This window comes from Streptomyces sp. AK08-02, assembly GCF_033795085.1.
Taxonomy (GTDB): domain Bacteria; phylum Actinomycetota; class Actinomycetes; order Streptomycetales; family Streptomycetaceae; genus Streptomyces; species Streptomyces echiniscabiei.
The window spans coordinates 67,408-86,866 of the sequence record NZ_JARAZV010000034.1; the positions used below are offsets into that span (position 1 = coordinate 67,408).

General features: G+C 70.1%; 14 protein-coding genes. 7 read left to right on the top strand and 7 right to left on the bottom strand.

What is annotated here, in order from left to right:
* The first annotated feature begins 16 nt into the window (after positions 1-16).
* Complete coding sequence (locus tag PV734_RS44555) at positions 17-2,296, top strand: heavy metal translocating P-type ATPase (protein WP_319294942.1); 2,280 nt, start codon at positions 17-19, stop codon at positions 2,294-2,296.
* A gap of 696 nt (positions 2,297-2,992) precedes the next feature.
* On the opposite strand, the gene PV734_RS44560 is transcribed toward PV734_RS44555, so the two are convergent.
* The 3 genes from PV734_RS44560 to PV734_RS44570 all read right to left on the bottom strand — a co-directional run bounded on the left by PV734_RS44560 (position 2,993) and on the right by PV734_RS44570 (position 7,594).
* Complete coding sequence (locus PV734_RS44560) at positions 2,993-4,291, bottom strand: citrate synthase (RefSeq protein ID WP_319090156.1); 1,299 nt, start codon at positions 4,289-4,291, stop codon at positions 2,993-2,995.
* Between the two features lie 241 nt (positions 4,292-4,532).
* A complete protein-coding gene (locus PV734_RS44565) occupies positions 4,533-6,785 on the bottom strand; it encodes an ATP-dependent RecD-like DNA helicase (RefSeq protein ID WP_319090157.1) in 2,253 nt (750 codons plus the stop codon).
* Positions 6,786-6,859: 74 nt separating this feature from the next.
* Complete coding sequence (locus PV734_RS44570; RefSeq protein WP_319294944.1) at positions 6,860-7,594, bottom strand: glycoside hydrolase family 16 protein; 735 nt, start codon at positions 7,592-7,594, stop codon at positions 6,860-6,862.
* 303 nt (positions 7,595-7,897) lie between these two features.
* On the opposite strand from PV734_RS44570, the gene PV734_RS44575 reads away from it, so the two are divergent.
* The 5 genes from PV734_RS44575 to rbsD all read left to right on the top strand — a co-directional run bounded on the left by PV734_RS44575 (position 7,898) and on the right by rbsD (position 13,926).
* Positions 7,898-8,938, top strand: coding sequence for a LacI family DNA-binding transcriptional regulator (locus PV734_RS44575; RefSeq protein ID WP_319294946.1), 1,041 nt, complete (start codon positions 7,898-7,900; stop codon positions 8,936-8,938).
* The gene (locus PV734_RS44580) at positions 8,935-10,476 is read left to right on the top strand and encodes a sugar ABC transporter ATP-binding protein (protein ID WP_319294948.1); all 1,542 of its coding nucleotides are present in this window, start codon (positions 8,935-8,937) and stop codon (positions 10,474-10,476) included. Before PV734_RS44575 ends, PV734_RS44580 begins: the two co-directional genes overlap by 4 nt.
* Complete coding sequence (locus PV734_RS44585; protein ID WP_319090161.1) at positions 10,466-12,421, top strand: substrate-binding domain-containing protein; 1,956 nt, start codon at positions 10,466-10,468, stop codon at positions 12,419-12,421. The genes PV734_RS44580 and PV734_RS44585 overlap by 11 nt, the downstream gene beginning before the upstream one ends.
* 165 nt (positions 12,422-12,586) lie before the next feature.
* A complete protein-coding gene (locus PV734_RS44590) occupies positions 12,587-13,534 on the top strand; it encodes a ribokinase (RefSeq protein WP_319090680.1) in 948 nt (315 codons plus the stop codon).
* Complete coding sequence (gene rbsD, locus PV734_RS44595; RefSeq protein ID WP_319090162.1) at positions 13,531-13,926, top strand: D-ribose pyranase; 396 nt, start codon at positions 13,531-13,533, stop codon at positions 13,924-13,926. Before PV734_RS44590 ends, rbsD begins: the two co-directional genes overlap by 4 nt.
* Before the next feature lie 33 nt (positions 13,927-13,959).
* Here rbsD and PV734_RS44600 read toward each other — a convergent pair whose 3' ends face one another.
* The 4 genes from PV734_RS44600 to PV734_RS44615 form a co-directional block, all read right to left on the bottom strand.
* On the bottom strand, positions 13,960-14,607 hold the full coding sequence (locus tag PV734_RS44600; RefSeq protein WP_319090163.1) for a dihydrofolate reductase family protein: 648 nt from the start codon (positions 14,605-14,607) through the stop codon (positions 13,960-13,962).
* Between the two features lie 218 nt (positions 14,608-14,825).
* Positions 14,826-15,623 carry a sugar phosphate isomerase/epimerase family protein gene (locus PV734_RS44605; protein WP_319294970.1) on the bottom strand — a complete coding sequence of 266 codons (798 nt, stop codon included), beginning with the start codon at positions 15,621-15,623 and terminating at the stop codon, positions 14,826-14,828.
* Positions 15,624-15,667: 44 nt separating this feature from the next.
* Complete coding sequence (locus PV734_RS44610; protein ID WP_319294951.1) at positions 15,668-16,825, bottom strand: dihydrodipicolinate synthase family protein; 1,158 nt, start codon at positions 16,823-16,825, stop codon at positions 15,668-15,670.
* Positions 16,822-17,979: a Gfo/Idh/MocA family oxidoreductase gene (locus PV734_RS44615; RefSeq protein ID WP_319090165.1), complete on the bottom strand. Its 1,158-nt coding sequence runs from the start codon at positions 17,977-17,979 to the stop codon at positions 16,822-16,824. The genes PV734_RS44610 and PV734_RS44615 overlap by 4 nt, the downstream gene beginning before the upstream one ends.
* Positions 17,980-18,337: 358 nt before the next feature.
* Between PV734_RS44615 and PV734_RS44620 the strand changes: the two genes are divergently transcribed.
* Positions 18,338-19,384, top strand: coding sequence for a LacI family DNA-binding transcriptional regulator (locus tag PV734_RS44620; protein ID WP_319090166.1), 1,047 nt, complete (start codon positions 18,338-18,340; stop codon positions 19,382-19,384).
* The last annotated feature ends 75 nt before the right edge of the window (positions 19,385-19,459 follow it).

The following is a 19,459-nucleotide window of genomic DNA, read 5'->3' on the forward strand; positions in this document are numbered from 1 at the left end:
GAGGGACGCGGCGACCATGACCAGCACCGGAACCAGCACCGAGACCCCGACAGTCACGCCCCACGAGGTCGAGCTGACCATCGGCGGGATGACGTGCGCCAGCTGCGCGTCCCGCGTCGAGAAGAAGCTCAACCGGATGGACGGCGTCTTCGCCACGGTCAACTACGCGACGGAGAAGGCGAAGGTCTCGTACGCGGACGGGGTCGGGGTCGACGACCTCATCGCCACCGTCGTGAAGACCGGGTACACGGCCGAGGAGCCGCCCCCGCCGGCCGTGGCAGAGGCACCCGCCACCGAGCGGGACGCCGACCCCGAGCTGGTCGCGCTGCGGCAGCGGCTCGTCGTCTCCGTGCTGCTCGCCGCACCCGTCGTCCTGATGTCCATGGTTCCCGCGCTCCAGTTCGACAACTGGCGATGGCTCGCGCTGACGCTCGCCTCCCCGGTCGTCGTCTGGGGCGGACTGCCGTTCCACCGGGCCGCGTTCACCAACGCCCGGCACGGCGCGGCCACCATGGACACCCTGGTGTCGGTCGGCACGCTCGCCGCGTACGGCTGGTCCCTGTGGGCCCTGTTCTGGGGCGACGCGGGCAGGCCCGCCATGCCGGGGATGGACGGGATGGGCATACGGGAGAGCTTCTCGTTCACCGCCTCCCGTACGGGCGACACCTCCGAGATCTACCTCGAGGTCGCCGCCGGGGTCATCGCGTTCATCCTCCTCGGGCGCTATCTGGAGGCCCGCGCCAAGCGCCGCTCGGGCGCGGCACTGCGGGCCCTCATGGAGTTGGGCGCCAAGGACGTCTCCGTGCTGCGCGGAGGGCGTGAAGTGCGCGTTCCCGTGGGCGAGTTGGCGATCGGGGACCGGTTCGTTGTGCGTCCCGGGGAGAAGATCGCCACCGACGGCACCGTCATCGAGGGCGCCTCGGCGGTCGACGCGTCGATGCTGACCGGCGAGTCCGTGCCGGTCGACGTGGGGGCCGGGGACGCCGTCACGGGCGCGACCGTGAACGCGGGAGGCCGGCTGGTCGTCGAGGCCACCCGGGTCGGCGCGGACACCCAGCTCGCGCGGATGGCTCGGCTGGTGGAGGACGCGCAGAACGGCAAGGCCGAGGTGCAGCGGCTCGCCGACCGGATCTCCGGGATCTTCGTGCCTGCGGTGCTGCTGATCGCGCTCGGTACGTTCGGCGTCTGGCTCGGCGTCACGGGCGACACGGTCGCCGCCTTCACCGCCGCCGTCGCCGTCCTGATCATCGCCTGCCCCTGTGCGCTGGGCCTGGCCACCCCGACCGCGCTGATGGTCGGCACCGGGCGCGGGGCGCAGCTGGGCATCCTCATCAAGGGCCCCGAGGTCCTGGAGTCCACGCGCCGCGTCGACACGATCGTCCTGGACAAGACGGGCACGGTCACCACGGGCCGTATGACCCTCCAGGAGGTGTACGTCGCCGAGGGCGAGGACGAGAAGCAGGTGCTGCGGCTCGCGGGCGCCCTCGAACACGCCTCCGAGCATCCGGTAGCCCGCGCTGTCGCCGCCGGGGCGGTGGAGCGGGTCGGGACGCTGCCGGAGGCCGAGGCCTTCGAGAACGTGGCCGGGAGGGGCGTACGCGGGCGCGTGGAAGGGCACGAGGTGACCGTCGGACGGCTCACGGACGGGCTGTCGGAGCCGCTGCCACAGGAGTTGGCCCACGCGAAGGCCGAGGCCGAGAGCGGCGGACGTACGGCCGTCGTGGTCGCCTGGGACGGGATGGCACGCGGTGTCGTCACCGTCGCCGACGCGGTCAAGGAGACCAGCGCCGAGGCCGTGCGCGAACTGCGCGCGCTGGGGCTGACTCCGGTGCTGCTGACCGGGGACAACCGGGCGGTGGCTGACGCGGTGGCGGCTGCCGTCGGGATCGACCAAGTGATCGCGGACGTCCTGCCCGAGGAGAAGGTCGACGCCGTACGGCGGCTCCAGGGCGAGGGGCGGACCGTCGCGATGGTCGGCGACGGCGTGAACGACGCGGCGGCGCTGGCCACCGCCGATCTGGGCCTGGCGATGGGTACCGGCACGGACGCGGCCATCGAGGCAAGCGATCTGACGCTGGTGCGCGGGGATCTGCGCGTGGCCGCCGACGCCATCCGGCTGTCCCGGAAGACGCTCGCGACCATCAAGGGCAACCTGGTGTGGGCCTTCGGCTACAACGTGGCCGCGCTGCCGCTGGCCGCGGCCGGACTGCTGAATCCGATGATCGCGGGGGCCGCGATGGCCTTCTCCTCCGTGTTCGTCGTCACCAACAGCCTCCGACTGCGCACGTTCCGCTGAGATCGGCCCCTGACCGGCCGAAGTTACCGCCAGTACGCACAAGTCGGTGTCATAGTCCCTATGGAGTCCGACGCGAGCCTCACATAAGCTCTTCACAAGGCTCCCGCATCATCCTTACGCTGGGGTCCCGGTCGCGACAACCGGGATCTGCCGCATCTTGGGGACATATGCGAGAGACGCAGATCACAGTGCTGTGAAGGTAACCATCGAAGGGCTTCGAAGGTCTAAGTTGGCGATGTCAGACCAGCGTCTTGGGGGGCGCCGGCTGGCGTCTGAGGATGTCTTGGGGGACGTCCTCGGAGATGCGTTGCCGGGACACGTACACCGGGAAGCTTGAGCGGCCCACCCCAGCGTGCGCGTCCCGGCAGACCGCACACAGCAGGAGTACGACGAGTTTTGCTCGTTTTGCTCAACACAACGGCCACTTCGGTGGCCTGCATACCAGTGATAGCGAATTCAGGCGCTGTCCTCCGAAACGCCCGGCCGGATCCCGTGGGGGGAATCCGCACCGGGACATGGGAAGGCGCCCTGTACGCCGGCCCGTGGGGGGACCGTCGGCAGGGCGCCTTCCGCTTTTTGCTCAACGACTGGTCCGCGAAGCCGGGGCGCCGGGTTCACCCGCGCCCCGAAGGGGCGCGGGGAACTGCGCGACCAGCCACATCGAACCCGCAGCTACAGTCCGTCCCGCGCGGAGCGCTACCGCTGCTCGACCGGCACGAAGTCCCGCTCGACAACGCCCGTGTAGATCTGGCGCGGGCGGCCGATACGCGATCCCGGCTCCTTGATCATCTCGTGCCACTGGGCGATCCAGCCCGGGAGACGGCCGAGGGCGAAGAGGACCGTGAACATCTCGGTCGGGAAGCCCATCGCGCGGTAGATGAGGCCGGTGTAGAAGTCGACGTTCGGGTAGAGGTTGCGCGAGACGAAGTAGTCGTCGGAGAGCGCGTGCTCCTCCAGCTTCAGCGCGATGTCCAGCAGCTCGTCGGACTTGCCGAGGGCCGAGAGGACGTCGTGCGCGGCAGCCTTGATGATCTTCGCGCGCGGGTCGAAGGACTTGTACACCCGGTGGCCGAAGCCCATCAGGCGGACGCCGTCCTCCTTGTTCTTCACCTTGCGGATGAAGGCGTCGACATCGCCGCCGTTCGTCTTGATGCCCTCCAGCATCTCCAGCACGGACTGGTTGGCGCCGCCGTGCAGCGGGCCCCAGAGCGCGGAGATGCCGGCCGAGATCGACGCGAACATGTTGGCCTGCGAGGAGCCGACCAGACGGACCGTCGACGTCGAACAGTTCTGCTCGTGGTCGGCGTGCAGAATCAGCAGCTTGTCGAGGGCGGAGACGACGACCGGGTCGAGGTCGTACTCCTGCGCCGGCACCGAGAACGTCATACGGAGGAAGTTCTCGACGTAACCGAGGTCGTTGCGCGGGTAGACGAACGGGTGACCGATCGACTTCTTGTACGCGTACGCGGCGATGGTCGGAAGCTTGGCGAGCAGCCGGATCGTCGAGAGGTTGCGCTGCTTCTCGTCGAACGGGTTGTGGCTGTCCTGGTAGAAGGTCGACAGCGCGGAGACGACCGACGACAGCATCGCCATCGGGTGCGCGTCGCGCGGGAAGCCACGGTAGAAGTTCTTGACGTCCTCGTGCAGCAGGGTGTGCTGCGTGATCTCGTTCTTGAAGACGGAGAGCTCGTCCACGGTCGGAAGCTCACCGTTGATCAGCAGGAACGCCACCTCGAGGAAGGTGGAGCGCTCGGCGAGCTGCTCGATCGGGTACCCGCGGTACCGAAGGATGCCCTGCTCACCATCGAGGTAGGTGATGGCGGATTTATAGGCGGCGGTGTTTCCGTAGCCGCTGTCCAGCGTGACCAGACCGGTATGAGCGCGGAGCTTCCCGATGTCGAAGCCCTTGTCGCCGACGGTGCTGTCGATCACCGGGTAGGTGTACTCGCCGTCGCCGAACCGCAGTACTACAGCGTTGTTGGTGTGCTCGCTCACGTCATCCCTCACCGACGTTGTGCCTCTTCTTCGAGGTGCCCTGACTGTCTCTACCATCCCCCATTTGGCGCAGGAGAGTGCACTCGGGGTCGACCATTGGGCCTATTGGCGGCACTGAGTGCCGCCAAGTTACTCATCCTGCCCCCCTTCGCCCTGGTTCCGGAAGTGCCCTGTGAGCTTTGTGACTCATTTGATCGATCATTTTTCTGCCATCGTCGCGACGGCACGACGCTCCTGCCGGTCACGACCGCAGTCTGTGGTCCAGCGCCGTGCAGCGCCGCCCCGCCGACACCGTGCGCACCGCCTGGCCGATCGCCTTGCGTGAACCGACCAGGACGACCAGCTTCTTCGCCCGGGTGACGGCCGTATACAAAAGGTTGCGCTGGAGCATCATCCACGCGCCCGTGGTGACCGGGATGACCACCGCCGGGTACTCGCTGCCCTGGGAGCGGTGGATGGTCACCGCGTACGCGTGGGCGAGTTCGTCCAGCTCATCGAAGTCGTACGGCACTTCCTCGTCCTCGTCCGTCAGCACGGTGAGGCGCTGTTCCACCTCGTCGAGTGAGGTGACGACGCCGACGGTGCCGTTGAAGACGCCGTTCTCGCCCTTGTCGTAGTTGTTGCGGATCTGCGTGACCTTGTCGCCGATCCGGAAGACCCGGCCGCCGAACCGCTTCTCGGGGAGGTCCGGGCGCCCCGGTGTGATCGCCTGCTGCAGCAGCCCGTTGAGGTTTCCGGCGCCGGCCGGGCCCCGGTGCATCGGCGCGAGCACCTGGACGTCCCGCCGGGGGTCCAGGCCGAACTTGGCCGGAATTCGCCGTGCGGCCACATCGACGGTGAGGCGGCCGGCCTCCTCCGTGTCGTCCTCGACGAAGAGGAAGAAGTCCTTCATGCCGTCGGTGACCGGATGCTGCCCGGAGTTGATCCGGTGCGCGTTCGTCACGACACCCGACTGCTGGGCCTGCCGGAAGACCTTGGTGAGCCGGACGGCGGGGACCGGGCTGCCGTCGGCCAGCAGGTCCCGCAGGACCTCCCCCGCGCCGACGCTGGGGAGTTGGTCCACGTCCCCGACGAACAGCAGATGCGCGCCCGGCGCCACCGCCTTCGCCAGCTTGTTGGCGAGCAGCAGGTCCAGCATCGAGGCCTCGTCCACGACGACCAGGTCGGCGTCCAGGGGGCGGTCCCTGTCGTAGGCCGCGTCGCCGCCGGGCTTCAGTTCCAGGAGGCGGTGGACGGTGGAGGCCTCGGCGCCGGTGAGTTCGGCGAGGCGCTTGGCGGCGCGGCCGGTCGGGGCGGCGAGGACGACCTTGGCCTTCTTGGCGCGCGCCAGCTCCACGATGGAGCGGACCGTGAAGGACTTGCCGCAGCCGGGTCCGCCGGTGAGGACGGCGACCTTCTGCGTCAGCGCGAGCCGGACGGCCGCCTCCTGCTCGGGGGCGAGATCGGCCCCCGTACGCCCCTGGAGCCAGCTCAGCGCCTTGTCCCAGGCCACGTCGTGGAAGACGGGCATCCGGTCCTCGCCGGTGCGCAGGAGGCGCAACAGCTGCGCGGAGAGGGAGAGTTCCGCGCGGTGGAAGGGGACCAGGTAGACCGCTGTCACGGGTTCGGAGTCTCCGTCGGGGCCGGGGACCTTCTCCCGTACGACACCCGGGTCCTCCCCTTCCTCCGGGGGCGCCGCGAGTTCGGCGAGGCACTCGATGACGAGGCCCGTGTCGACCTGGAGGAGCTTCACCGCGTCCGCGATCAGCCGTTCCTCGGGGAGGTAGCAGTGCCCCTGGTCGGTGGACTGCGAAAGGGCGTACTGGAGGCCCGCCTTGACGCGCTCGGGGCTGTCGTGCGGGATGCCGACGGACTGGGCGATCTTGTCGGCGGTGAGGAAGCCGATGCCCCAGACGTCCGAGGCGAGGCGGTAGGGCTGGTTCCTGACGACGGAGATCGAGGCGTCGCCGTACTTCTTGTAGATGCGTACGGCGATGGAGGTGGACACCTCGACGCTCTGGAGGAAGAGCATGACCTCCTTGATCGCCTTCTGTTCCTCCCAGGCCTCGGCGATCTTCTTCGTCCGCTTGGGGCCGAGGCCCGGCACCTCGATGAGGCGCTTGATCTCCTCCTCGATGATCCGGAGGGTGTCCAGGCCGAAGTGCTGGGTGATCCGGTCGGCGAAGACCGGGCCGATGCCCTTGACCAGGCCCGAGCCGAGATAGCGGCGGATGCCCTGGACGGTGGCGGGCAGGACCGTCGTGTAGTTCTCGACCGTGAACTGCTTGCCGTACTGCTGGTGCGAGCCCCAGCGGCCCTCCATGCGCAGCGACTCGCCGACCTGGGCGCCGAGCAGCGCGCCCACGACGGTGAGCAGGTCGCCGGCGCCACGGCCGGTGTCGACGCGGGCGACCGTGTAGCCGTTCTCCTCGTTGGCGTACGTGATCCGTTCCAGCACGCCTTCGAGTACGGCCAGTTGCCGCTCGCCCGTGGACTTCCCCGCCTGGTTGGACATGATCCGACGGTACCGGGCGGGTGTGACAGCCCCGGCCTCCTGGACGCGGCCCGGGGCTGTCACCCGGGTTCACCTCAGGGGAAGTACGGGGTGTGGGTGATGGAGGAGACCTTGAGGTAGCGGGCACCGTCGGCGGTGGCCCAGGTGGAGGAGTCCGGGTTGCCGGGCCAGTCGCCGCCGACCGCGATGTTGGCGATGAACCGCAGGCCGGTCCCGGACGGGGTCCGGTACCAGGTGGTGCCCGTGATGACGCCGTCGACGGCGTAGTCGATGTGGTCCGGGAACCAGCTGAACGAGTACCGGTGGTACGCGTTCGTCCAGCCCGACGAGTTCGTCTTCGAGAACTGCTGCTGGTTGTTGTTCATGTCGTGGGACGTCTGGTGGACGACATTGGGGTTCTGTCCCACGATCTCCGCGGCGTCGAACTCCGGGAGCCAGGGGTTGAGGGCCGCCGCCCAGACCGCCGGCAGCAGGCCCCGCCCGTTGGGCATGTTCGCGGTGAAGCTGTACGTGCCGTACCCGTACCGCGCCGTCGACTCCACGCGGCCCGAGTAGTAGACCCCGCCCCCGGCGTTGTACGCCTTGATCACCAGAGTGTTGCCCTCGTACCAGACGCAGTCCGGCCGGTACGTCTCCAGCTCGTTGTTGGGCGTCCACCTGGCGTTGATCTTGTTCCAGGAGTTGACGTTCACCGGGCTTCCCCAGGAGGCGGCCCGCGCGGTCTGCGCACCCAGCACGAGTGCCGGTGGTACGGCCAGGCCGGCGCCGAGTATGCGTCTGCGGCTCGGCCTGCGCGGTGTGGAGGTCATCGCAGCTCCATTGCTTGGATGAACGAGGGGGGTTGGGAGCGCTTCCACGCTCCACCTGTCGGTGGACAGTAAGGATCCGTTCGTTCATTGACAAGATGTGCGGCGATGATCGATATGCACCTTCGGGAATTGAACACACCTTGATCACTCCCTGGGGCTGCCCGCGGAAGCGCTCCCCATCACGATCCGGTATCGGGAATCGGCCAGGGGCTTGTTTCCTTCCGTGTAATCGATTCCAATCTGACTCCAGTCAGTCGTGGAAACGATTCCACGGCTGCGGAGCCACAAGGAGGTGGTCCGGCGATGGCGAGCATCAAGGACGTCGCCGCCGAGGCGGGCGTGTCCGTCGCCACGGTGTCGCGGGTCCTGAACGACCATCCGTCGGTCAGCACGGACGCACGCGCACGCGTGCTGGCCGCCGTGGAGGCGCTGGGCTACCGCCCGAACGCCGTCGCCCGCTCCCTGCGCACCGATCAGACCCGCACCCTCGGCCTGGTCATCAGCGACGTGCTGAACCCCTACTTCGCGACCCTGGCCCGCTCGGTCGAGGAGGAGGCCCGCGCCCTCGGCTACAGCGTGATCATCGGCAACGCCGACGAACGGCCCGACCTCCAGGACCACCACGTACGGACCCTGCTGGACCGCCGTATCGACGGCCTCCTCGTCTCCCCCACCGACGGCGGCTCCCCGCTGATGCTGGACACCGCGCGCGGGGGCACCCCGATGGTCTTCGTGGACCGCTGGATCCCGGGCGTGGACGTGCCGGTCGTACGGGCGGACGGGCGCGCGGCGGTCCGGGACCTCGTCTCCCACCTGTACGGGCTCGGGCACCGGCGGCTCGCGATCATCGCGGGTCCGGCGGCCACCACCACCGGCAGTGAGCGCGTCGAGGCCTTCAGGGAGGCCCTGGCCGAGTACGGACTGCCGCTACCCGACGCCTGCATCGGGCAGGGCGACTTCCAGGCCGAGAGCGGGCGCCGGGTGACGGACGCCTTCCTCGATCTGGCCGAGCCGCCCGAGGTCGTCTTCGCGGCCGACAACCTGATGGCGCTGGGCGCGCTGGACGCCGTACGCGCGCGTGGGATGCGTGTTCCGCGGGACATCGCGCTCGCGGCCTTCGACGACATCCCGTGGTTCGTGCACACGGATCCGCCCGTCACGGCCATCGCGCAGCCGACCGGCGAGCTGGGGCGGGCCGCCGTCCGGGCGCTGGTCGACATGATCGAGGGCCGCCCTCCGCAGTCCGTGACGCTGGCCGCGCACCTCGTCGTGCGGCGGTCGTGCGGTGAGCCGGAATCGACGCCCTCAGAAGAGCCCCCCGTGACGAACAGGAGTCTGTCGTGAGCAACCAGGACGAGTTGCTGCGCATCGAAGGCATACGGAAGTCCTTCCCCGGCGTGGTCGCGCTCGACGGCGTCGACTTCGAGCTGCGCCGCGGCGAGGTGCACGTACTGCTCGGCGAGAACGGCGCGGGCAAGAGCACCCTCATCAAGATGCTCTCCGGCGCCTACCGCCCCGACGCCGGCCGGATCCTCGTCGACGGCGAGGAGACCCGTATCCACGGGGCGCAGGATTCCGAGCGTCTCGGGATCGCCACCATCTACCAGGAGTTCAACCTCGTCCCCGATCTGACGGTCGCCGAGAACATCTTCCTGGGGCGGCAGCCGCGCCGCTACGGGATGATCGACCGGGGGCGGATGGAGGCCGACGCCGCCGTGCTCCTTGAGCGCGTGGGTGTGAACGTGTCCCCACGCGCGCGGGTGCGTGAACTCGGTATCGCGCGGCTCCAGATGGTCGAGATCGCGAAGGCACTGAGCCTGGACGCGCGCGTGCTGATCATGGACGAGCCGACCGCGGTCCTCACCTCCGAAGAGGTCGAGAAGCTGTTCGCGATCGTGCGCTCACTGCGCGAGGACGGTGTCGGGATCGTCTTCATCACCCATCACCTGGACGAGATCGCCGCCCTCGGGGACCGGGTGACGGTGATCCGGGACGGCAAGAGCGTCGGGCAGGTGCCCGCCGACACACCCGAGGACGAGCTCGTACGGCTCATGGTCGGGCGGTCGATCGAACAGCAGTACCCGAGAGAGGCCACCGAGGCGGGCACCGCGCTTCTCTCGGTGCGGGGGCTCACCCGGGACGGCGTCTTCCACGACGTGAGCTTCGAGGTGCGGTCCGGTGAGGTCGTCGGCATCGCGGGGCTGGTCGGGGCAGGGCGTACGGAGGTCGCGCGCGCGGTGTTCGGCGCCGATCCGTACGACCAGGGGTCCGTGTCCGTCGCGGGCGCCGAGGTGCGCGGGAGTGATGTCGGGGCCGCCATGGCCGCCGGGATCGGGCTCGTGCCCGAGGACCGCAAGGGGCAGGGGCTGGTGCTCGACGCCTCCGTGGCGGAGAACCTCGGCCTGGTCACCCTGCGGGCCGCCACCAGGGGTGGCCTGGTCGATCTCAAGGGGCAGCGGGCCGCCGCCGCGAAGGTCGCCGAGCGGCTGGGCGTACGGATGGCCGGGCTCGGCCAGCAGGTGCGCACCCTCTCCGGGGGCAACCAGCAGAAGGTCGTCATCGGCAAGTGGCTGCTCGCCGACACCCGGGTGCTGATCCTCGACGAGCCGACCCGGGGTATCGACGTCGGTGCCAAGGTCGAGATCTACCAGCTGATCAACGAACTGACGGCCGCCGGTGCCGCCGTACTGATGATCTCCAGCGATCTGCCCGAGGTGCTCGGTATGAGCGACCGGGTGCTGGTGATGGCGCAGGGCCGGATCGCCGGTGAACTCACGGCCGCCGAGGCCACCCAGGACTCCGTGATGGCGCTCGCCGTCAGCACACCCATCTCTGTTGGAACTACCGGAACTACTGCTGTGGAGGGCTCTCGTGGCCACTGACACGCTCAAGAGCACGACGGGCGCGAGTGGCGCCACGAGCGGCCTGCGCCGCGTTCTGCTCGACAACGGGGCGCTGACCGCGCTCATCGTCCTCGTCATCGCGATGTCGGCGCTGTCCGGCGACTTCCTGACGACGGACAACCTGCTCAACGTGGGCGTCCAGGCGGCCGTGACCGCCGTCCTCGCCTTCGGTGTCACCTTCGTGATCGTCTCGGCGGGCATCGATCTGTCGGTCGGTTCCGTGGCCGCCCTGTCGGCCACCGTCCTTGCCTGGGCGGCGACTTCGGAGGGCGTACCGGTCGTGATAGCGGTCGTCCTGGCCGTCCTCACCGGCATCGCCTGCGGCCTGGTCAACGGCTTCCTGATCTCGTACGGCAAACTGCCACCGTTCATCGCGACGCTCGCCATGCTGTCGGTGGGGCGCGGGCTCTCCCTGGTGATCTCGCAGGGTTCGCCGATCGCGTTCCCCGACTCGGTCTCGCACCTCGGGGACACGCTGGGCGGCTGGCTGCCGGTGCCCGTGCTGGTGATGGTGGCCATGGGGCTGATCACCGCGTTCGTTCTGGGCCGTACATACCTGGGTCGCTCCATGTACGCGATCGGCGGCAACGAGGAGGCGGCCCGGCTGTCCGGGCTGCGGGTGAAGAAGCAGAAGCTGGCGATCTACGCGCTGTCCGGGCTGTTCGCCGCCGCCGCGGGCATCGTGCTCGCGTCGCGGCTGTCCTCCGCGCAGCCGCAGGCCGCACAGGGGTACGAGCTGGACGCCATCGCGGCGGTGGTCATCGGTGGGGCGAGCCTGGCGGGCGGTACCGGCAAGGCGTCGGGGACGCTGATCGGGGCGCTGATCCTGGCGGTGCTCAGGAACGGTCTCAACCTGCTCTCGGTGTCCGCGTTCTGGCAGCAGGTCGTCATCGGTGTCGTGATCGCGCTGGCGGTGCTGTTCGACACCGTGCGCAGGAAGAGCGGCGCGACGGTGGCGCCCGCCGGGGCGGCCGGTGGCGGGGACCGGCGCAGGCAGGCACTGACGTACGTCCTGGCCGCTGTGGTCGCGACGGCGGTCGTGGGTGCGACCTCGCTGCTGCACAACGACTCGTCGTCCGCGACGAACCGGAAGGTGGGTCTGTCCCTGTCGACGCTGAACAACCCGTTCTTCGTGCAGATCCGGGCCGGTGCCCAGGCCGAGGCCAGGAAGCTGGGCGTGGACCTGACCGTGACGGACGCCCAGAACGACGCCTCGCAGCAGGCCAACCAGTTGCAGAACTTCACCAGTTCGGGTCTCGGGGCGATCATCGTCAACCCGGTGGACTCGGACGCGACGGGTCCCGCCGCGCGGGCCGTCAACAAGTCCGGTATCCCGCTCGTCGCGGTCGACCGCTCCGTCAACAACGCGGACACGGCGACCCTCGTCGCCTCCGACAACACGGCCGGCGGCGAACTGGCCGCGAAGGCGCTCGCCGAGAAGCTGGGCGGCACGGGCACGATCGTCGTCCTCCAGGGCCAGGCGGGCACCTCCGCGAGCCGTGAGCGCGGCGCCGGCTTCACCCAGGGGCTGAAGGCCTACCCGGGCATCAAGGTCGTCGCCGAGCAGCCCGCCGACTGGGACCGCACCAAGGGCCTCGACGTCATGACCAACCTCCTCCAGGCCAACCCCGGCATCAGCGGTGTCTTCGCCGAGAACGACGAGATGGCGCTCGGCGCGATCAAGGCGCTGGGCGGCAAGGCCGGCACGTCGGTGCAGGTCATCGGCTTCGACGGCACGCCCGACGGTCTGAAGGCGGTCGCGGACGGTTCGCTGTACGCGTCGGTCGCCCAGCAGCCCAAGGAGCTCGGGCGGATCGCGGTGCGGAACGCGCTGCGGGTCGCCGAGGGCAAGGGCGTCGAGAAGACGGTGATGGTGCCGGTGAAGGTGGTCACCAAGGAGAACGTGGCGGCGTTCGGCGGCTGAGCGGGCTCTCTGCGGGAGGCTGAGCGGGCTCACGGTTGGAGAGCGGACGGGCCGGGCGCCTCCAGTCCACTCAAGGCCGCCCGGCCCGCGGACCGACCGAACTGGGCAATCAGCCGTCTGACCGCCCGTCAGCCGGTACAACTGATCTGTATGGGGAGACTGTTCATGTACGACTACGACCTGCTGGTCGTGGGATCGGCCAACGCCGACCTGGTCACCGTGGTCGAGCGGCGGCCCGCGGCCGGTGAGACGGTCCTCGGATCCGACCTGGTCGTCCACCCGGGGGGCAAGGGCGCCAACCAGGCGGTCGCCGCGGCCCGGTTGGGAGCCCGTACGGCGCTGCTGGCGCGGGTCGGCAACGACGGCCACGGCCGCCTGCTGCTCGACTCGCTGATGGACGCCGGTGTCGACACGGTGGGCGTCCTGGTCGGCGGGGCGCCGACTGGGGTCGCGCTGATCACGGTGGACCCGTCAGGCGACAACAGCATCGTGGTGTCGCCGGGCGCCAACGGGCGGCTGGTACCCGAGGACGTCCAGGCCGCGGGGAGCCTGTTCCAGGCTGCGCGGGTGGTGTCGGCGCAGCTGGAGATTCCGCTGGAGTCGGTCGTGGAGGTCGTACGGAACCTGGCTCCCGAGAGCCGGTTCGTCCTCAACCCGTCCCCTCCTCGTCCGTTGCCGCGTGAGGTCCTGGCGGCCTGCGATCCGTTGATCGTGAACGAGCACGAGGCCCGGGTGATCGCCGGTGCGGACGCCGAGCTGGGTGACTCGCCGGAGGACTGGGCGAAGACGCTGCTCGCGCTCGGGCCGCGCTCGGTCGTCATCACCCTGGGCGCCGAGGGCGCGCTGGTCGCCGTACGGGCCGGGGAGCGGGTGCGGGTGCCGTCGGTGCCGGTGGACGCCGTGGACACGACGGGGGCGGGCGACGCGTTCACCGCCGCGCTGGCGTGGCGGCTGGGCACGGGCGAGCCGCTGGCGCGGGCGGCGGCATACGCGGCGCGGGTGGGCGCGGCCGCGGTCACCCGGGCGGGGGCTCAGGACTCCTTCCCCACCGCCGAGGAGGTCGAGGCGCTGGACGGCACAACCGGCGCGACCCCGCGAGGTGGGTCCCGGTGAGGCGGGGCGGGATCCTGAACCGTCATCTCGCGGGCGCGCTGGCCGAGTTGGGCCACGGCCACGGGGTGCTGGTCTGTGACGCCGGGATGCCGATCCCGGCCGGGCCGCGCGTCGTCGACCTGGCCTTCCGGGCCGGGGTGCCCTCGTTCGCCGAGGTCGTCGAGGGGCTGCTCGCCGAGCTGGTCGTGGAGGGTGCCACGGCGGCGACGGAGGTGCGGGAGGCCAATCCGGGGGCCGCGGAGCTGCTGGACGGGCACTTTCCCGGCCCCGGCCTCACGCTCGTCCCGCACGAGCGGCTCAAGGAGCTGTCGGCGGGGGCGCGGCTGGTCGTGCGCACCGGGGAGGCCAGGCCGTACGCGAACGTGCTGCTGCGGTGCGGGGTCTTCTTCTGAGCCGCGCTCGGCGGGCGCGGCGGGCTCGGGGCTTCAGAGACCCTTACGGGTGAACGTCACATGGGTGACTCCGGTGGGTGAGGAGGTCGCCTCGACGGCGTAGTCCTTCTCCACGCCCTCCAGTCCCTCCCAGAGCCGTACGCCTCGGCCGAGCAGGATCGGGACGACCACGGTGTGCAGGTGGTCGACGAGTCCGGCGGCGAGGAAGTCGCGGACCACGGTGGGTCCACCGCCGATGCGGATGTCCTGGTCGCCCGCTGCCTCGCGAGCCGCGTCGAGGGCCTTGGCGGGCGACGTGTCGAGGAAGTGGAACGTCGTGCCGCCCTCCATCTCGATCGACGGGCGCGGGTGGTGGGTGAGGACGAACGTCGGTGTGTGGAAAGGCGGGTTGGGCCCCCACCACCCCTTCCACTCCGGGTCCTCGTGCCAGCCGGGCGGGCCGAACTTCCCGGCGCCCATGATCTCGGCGCCGATCCCCGGCGTGAACTGCCGCGCGAACGCGTCGTCGAGGCCGCCGGTGCCGCCCGTCCCGCCGGTCATCTCGTGCCAGAACCGGGTGGTGAACATCCACTGGTGCAGCCTCTCGCCGGCGTGGCCGAACGGCGCTTCCAGAGTCAGCTCCTCACCGGTGCCGAAGCCGTCGAGCGAGATCGAGAAGTTGTGGACGCGGACGAGTGACATGGCCGACGGCTCCGTTCCTGCGGCTGCTGTTTTCCGCAGCTGCTGTTTTCGCGGCTGGTAGGACGGCGGGGCGGGCTTCGCCAGGTCGTCCCGCTCGTCCCGGGACCTTCAAGGTAGCCGGAGGTGGTGTCGCCCGCCGGTCGAACACAGCATCGAGGGGACCAGTCCGTCGACCGGCCCCCTCGATGCTGCCCTCCGCAGAGATTTTCCTACGGTCCCTACGCCGCGTGTTCCACGAACCGTGCCGCGGTCTCCGCGAGCACCTCGCGTCCGTCCCTGGCCCACAGCGCGTCGTTGAACAGCTCGACCTCGATGGGGCCGGCGTAGCCTGCCGCCTCGACGTACGTCCGCCACTCACGCATGTCGATCGAACCGTCACCGATCTGACCGCGTCCGTTGAGCACGCCCTCCGGCAACGGGGTTGTCCAGTCGGCGAGTTGGAAGGTGTGGATCCGGCCGCCGGCACCGGCGCGGGCGATCTGCGCGGGCGCGTTGTCGTCCCACCAGATGTGGTACGTGTCCACCGCGACGCCGACCTGGTGGGAGGGGAAGCGTTCCGCCAGGTCGAGGGCCTGGGTGAGCGTCGAGACCACACAGCGGTCGGCGGCGTACATGGGGTGCAGCGGCTCGATGGCCAGCCGTACGCCGTTCCGCTCGGCGTACGGGCCCAGCTCGGTGAGCGCGTCGGCGATGCGCTCCCGGGCGCCGTACAGGTCCTTCGAGCCGGCCGGCAGGCCGCCCGACACCAGGACGAGGGTGTCCGTGCCGAGCGTGGCCGCCTCGTCGATCGCCCGGCGGTTGTCGGCCAGGGCCTCCGCGCGTTCCGCCGGGTCGATCGCGGTGAAGAAGCCGCCCCGGCAGAGGGTGGTGACGGCGAGGCCCGCGTCGCGGAGCAGTTTCGCCGTCGCCTCGACGCCGTACTCCTGTACCGGAGCGCGCCAGAGGCCGATACCGGGGACACCCAATTCCAGGCAGGCGTCGGCCAGTTCGGGCAGGCTGAGCTGCTTGACCGTCATCTGGTTGATGCTGAAGCGCGAGAGGTCGGCGGTGCTGGTGCTGGTCACTGGGCCACTCCGTACAGGGACAGCAGATTCCTCATCCGCTCCTCCGCGAGCTTCGGGTCCGGGAACAGGCCCAGTCCGTCGGCGAGTTGGTAGGCGCGGGCGAAGTGCGGGAGGGAGCGGGCCGACTGCAGCCCGCCGACCATGGTGAAGTGCGACTGGTGACCGGCCAGCCAGGCCAGGAACACCACGCCCGTCTTGTAGAAGCGGGTGGGTGTCTGGAAGAGGTGGCGGGACAACTCGACCGTGGGATCGAGGAGTTCGCGGAAGCCTGCCGTGTCCCCGGTGTCGAGGACGCGCACCGCCTGCGCCGCCAGCGGGCCCAGCGGGTCGAAGATGCCGAGGAGGGCGTGGCTGAAGCCCTGCTCGTCGCCCGCGATCAGCTCGGGGTAGTTGAAGTCGTCGCCCGTGTAGCAGCGCACGCCCTGCGGGAGACGCCGGCGGATGTCGATCTCGCGCTGGGCGTCGAGGAGGGACACCTTGATGCCGTCGACCTTGTCGGGGTGGGCGGCGATGACGTCGAGGAAGGTGTCGGTCGCCGCGTCGAGGTCGCTCGACCCCCAGTAGCCCTCCAGCGCCGGGTCGAACATCGGGCCGAGCCAGTGCAGGATCACCGGCTCGGCGGCCTGGCGCAGGAGGTGGCCGTAGATGTCGAGGTAGTCCTCGGGGCCCTTCGCGGCGGCGGCGAGAGCGCGGGACGCCATCAGGATCGTCTTGGCGCCCGCCTCCTCGACGAGGGCGAGCTGCTCCTCGTACGCCTTGCGGATGTCGGCCAAGGAGGCGCCGGGGGTGGTGAGTTGGTCGGTGCCGACACCGCAGGCGATGAGACCGCCCACGGACCTGGCCTCGGCGGCCGACCGGCGGATCAGCTCCGCCGCGCCCGCCCAGTCGAGGCCCATGCCGCGCTGGGCGGTGTCCATGGCCTCCGCGACGCCGAGCCCGTGGGACCACAGGTGGCGACGGAAGGCGAGGGTCGCGTCCCAGTCGACGACCGCCGGGGAGTCGGGCGACACGTCCGCGTACGGGTCGGCGACGACATGGGCCGCCGAGTAGACCGTACGGGAGGTGAAGGGGGTGCCGGGGGCGACGGCGAGGGGGGTCGCGCGAGGTTCGTAGGCCCGCAGCGACCCCGTGGCGTCCGGGAGTTGGATGGTCACAGCGAGATCTCCGGTACGTCGAGACGGACACCCTCCGCCGAGGACTTCAGGCCCAGTTCGGCGAGCTGGACACCGCGGGCGCCGGCCAGCAGGTCCCACTGGTAGGGCGCGTCGGCGTAGACGTGCTTCAGGAACAGCTCCCACTGCGCCTTGAAGCCGTTGTCGAACTCGGTGTTGTCCGGGATCTCCTGCCACTGGTCACGGAAGGAGTAGGTCGCCGGGATGTCCGGGTTCCAGACCGGCTTCGGCGTCGAACTGCGGTGCTGGACGCGGCAGTTGCGCAGACCGGCGACCGCCGAGCCCTCGGTGCCGTCGACCTGGAACTCCACCAGTTCGTCGCGGTTGACCCGTACGGTCCAGGACGAGTTGAACTGGGCGATGGCGCCGCCCTCCAGCTCGAAGATGCCGTAGGCGGCGTCGTCGGCCGTGGCGTCGTACGGCTTGCCGTTCTCGTCCCAGCGCTGCGGGATGTGGGTGGCGGTGAGGGCCTGGACGGACTTCACCCGGCCGAACAGCTCGTGCAGCACGTACTCCCAGTGCGGGAACATGTCGACAACGATGCCACCGCCGTCCTCGGCGCGGTAGTTCCAGCTCGGGCGCTGGGCGGCCTGCCAGTCGCCCTCGAAGACCCAGTAGCCGAACTCGCCCCGGACGGAGAGGATGCGGCCGAAGAAGCCGCCGTCGATGAGGCGCTTGAGCTTCAGCAGGCCCGGGAGGAACAGCTTGTCCTGGACGACGCCGTGGCGCACACCGGCCGCGTTCGCGAGGCGGGCCAGCTCCAGGGCGCCTTCGAGGCTGGTGGAGGTGGGCTTCTCCGTGTAGATGTGCTTGCCGGCCGCGATGGCCTTCCTGATCGACTCCTCGCGGGCCGAGGTGACCTGCGCGTCGAAGTAGATGTCCACGGTCGGGTCGGCGAGGACCTCGTCGACGTCCGTGGAGACGTTCTCCGGGTCGAGGCCGTGCTGCTCGGCGAGCGCCTTCAGCGCGTGCTCGCGGCGGCCGACCAGGATCGGCTCCGGCCACAGCACGGTGCCGTCGCCGAGGTCGAGACCACCCTGTTCGCGCAGCGCGAGGATCGAGCGGACCAGGTGCTGGCGATAGCCCATGCGCCCGGTCACGCCGTTCATGGCGATACGCACCGTCTTGCGTGTCACGTCTTTCCCTTCGTAGGTGCCACAGGGGCGGGGTACGCGGTTCCGCGCCGCGTACGCCCGGCTGGAGAGCTGCCTCCGGCGGCCCTACTGGCAAGCGATGCAGCAAGCGCTTTCTATCTAGGGAGAAGCTAGCCTCTGTGCAGCGGTCTGGACAAGAGCACAGAGACGCCGAATTGTTCGAGGGGGCGAACAGTGGGGGCCAAAGGTCATAGGGTCTGCATGGGCTCTGCGCAGGTATGGACCTGAAGACGCAAATTACGACAACTTACAGCAACGCGATGGACGACAAGGTACTGGACAGCCTGTCGATGGACGGCTTGTCGCTCGACGACACGATGCGCGACCGGAGGACAACGAGATGACGGTGACCCTGGCGGACGTGGCGGCCCGCGCGCAGGTCTCGCCCGCGACGGTGTCGCGCGTACTGAACGGGAACTATCCCGTGGCCGCAACGACCCGCGAGCGGGTGCTGCGTGCCGTGGACGACCTGGACTACGTGCTCAACGGCCCCGCGAGCGCGCTGGCGGCGGCCACCTCCGACCTGGTCGGGATTCTCGTGAACGACATCGCCGACCCCTTCTTCGGGATCATGGCGAGCGCGATCCAGTCGGAGGTCTCGGGCCCGGGCGGGCGCGCGGGCGGCGAACGGCTGGCGGTCGTGTGCAACACGGGCGGCTCCCCGGAGCGCGAGCTGACGTACCTCACCCTGTTGCAGCGGCAGCGCGCGGCGGCGGTCGTACTGACCGGCGGGGCGGTGGAGAACCCGCCGCACCTCGCGGCCGTCTCGGCCAAGCTGCGGCGGCTCGTGGACGCGGGTACGAGGGTGGTGCTGTGCGGGCGTCCGCCGGCGCCGGACACCTCGGCGATCGCGCTGACCTTCGACAACCGCGGGGGCGGGCAGGAGCTGACCGAGCACCTGATCGGGCTCGGGCACCGGCGGCTGGGGTACATCGCGGGGCCGGAGGAACGGACGACGACCCGGCACCGGCTGGAGGGGCACCGGGCGGCGCTGGCGGTCCACGGGATCGAGGAGGACCCCCGGTGGACCGTCCACGGTCGGTACGACCGGCGGTCGGGGTACGAGGCCACGCTGGAGCTGCTGCGCCGGGACCCTTCGCTGACGGCCGTGGTCGCCGCGAACGACTCCGTCGCGATCGGGGCGTGTGCGGCGCTGCGGGAGTCGGGGCGGCGGATTCCGGACGACGTGTCCGTCGCCGGGTTCGACGATCTGCCGTTCAGCGTGGACGCGGTGCCTTCGCTGACGACCGTGCGGTTGCCGTTGTCGGAGGCGGGGGCTCGGGCGGGGCGGATCGCGATGGGGCGGGAGGAGCCGCCGCCCGGGGGGATCGCCACGGTTCGGGGGGAGTTGATGGTCCGGGGGTCTTCGGGGGTGCCCCGGGGGTAGGGGTGGGGGCGAGGCGCCGAGTTGTACCATTGGCCCGATTCGCCCCTGCCAGCGTGACACCTTGAGGGCAGGCCG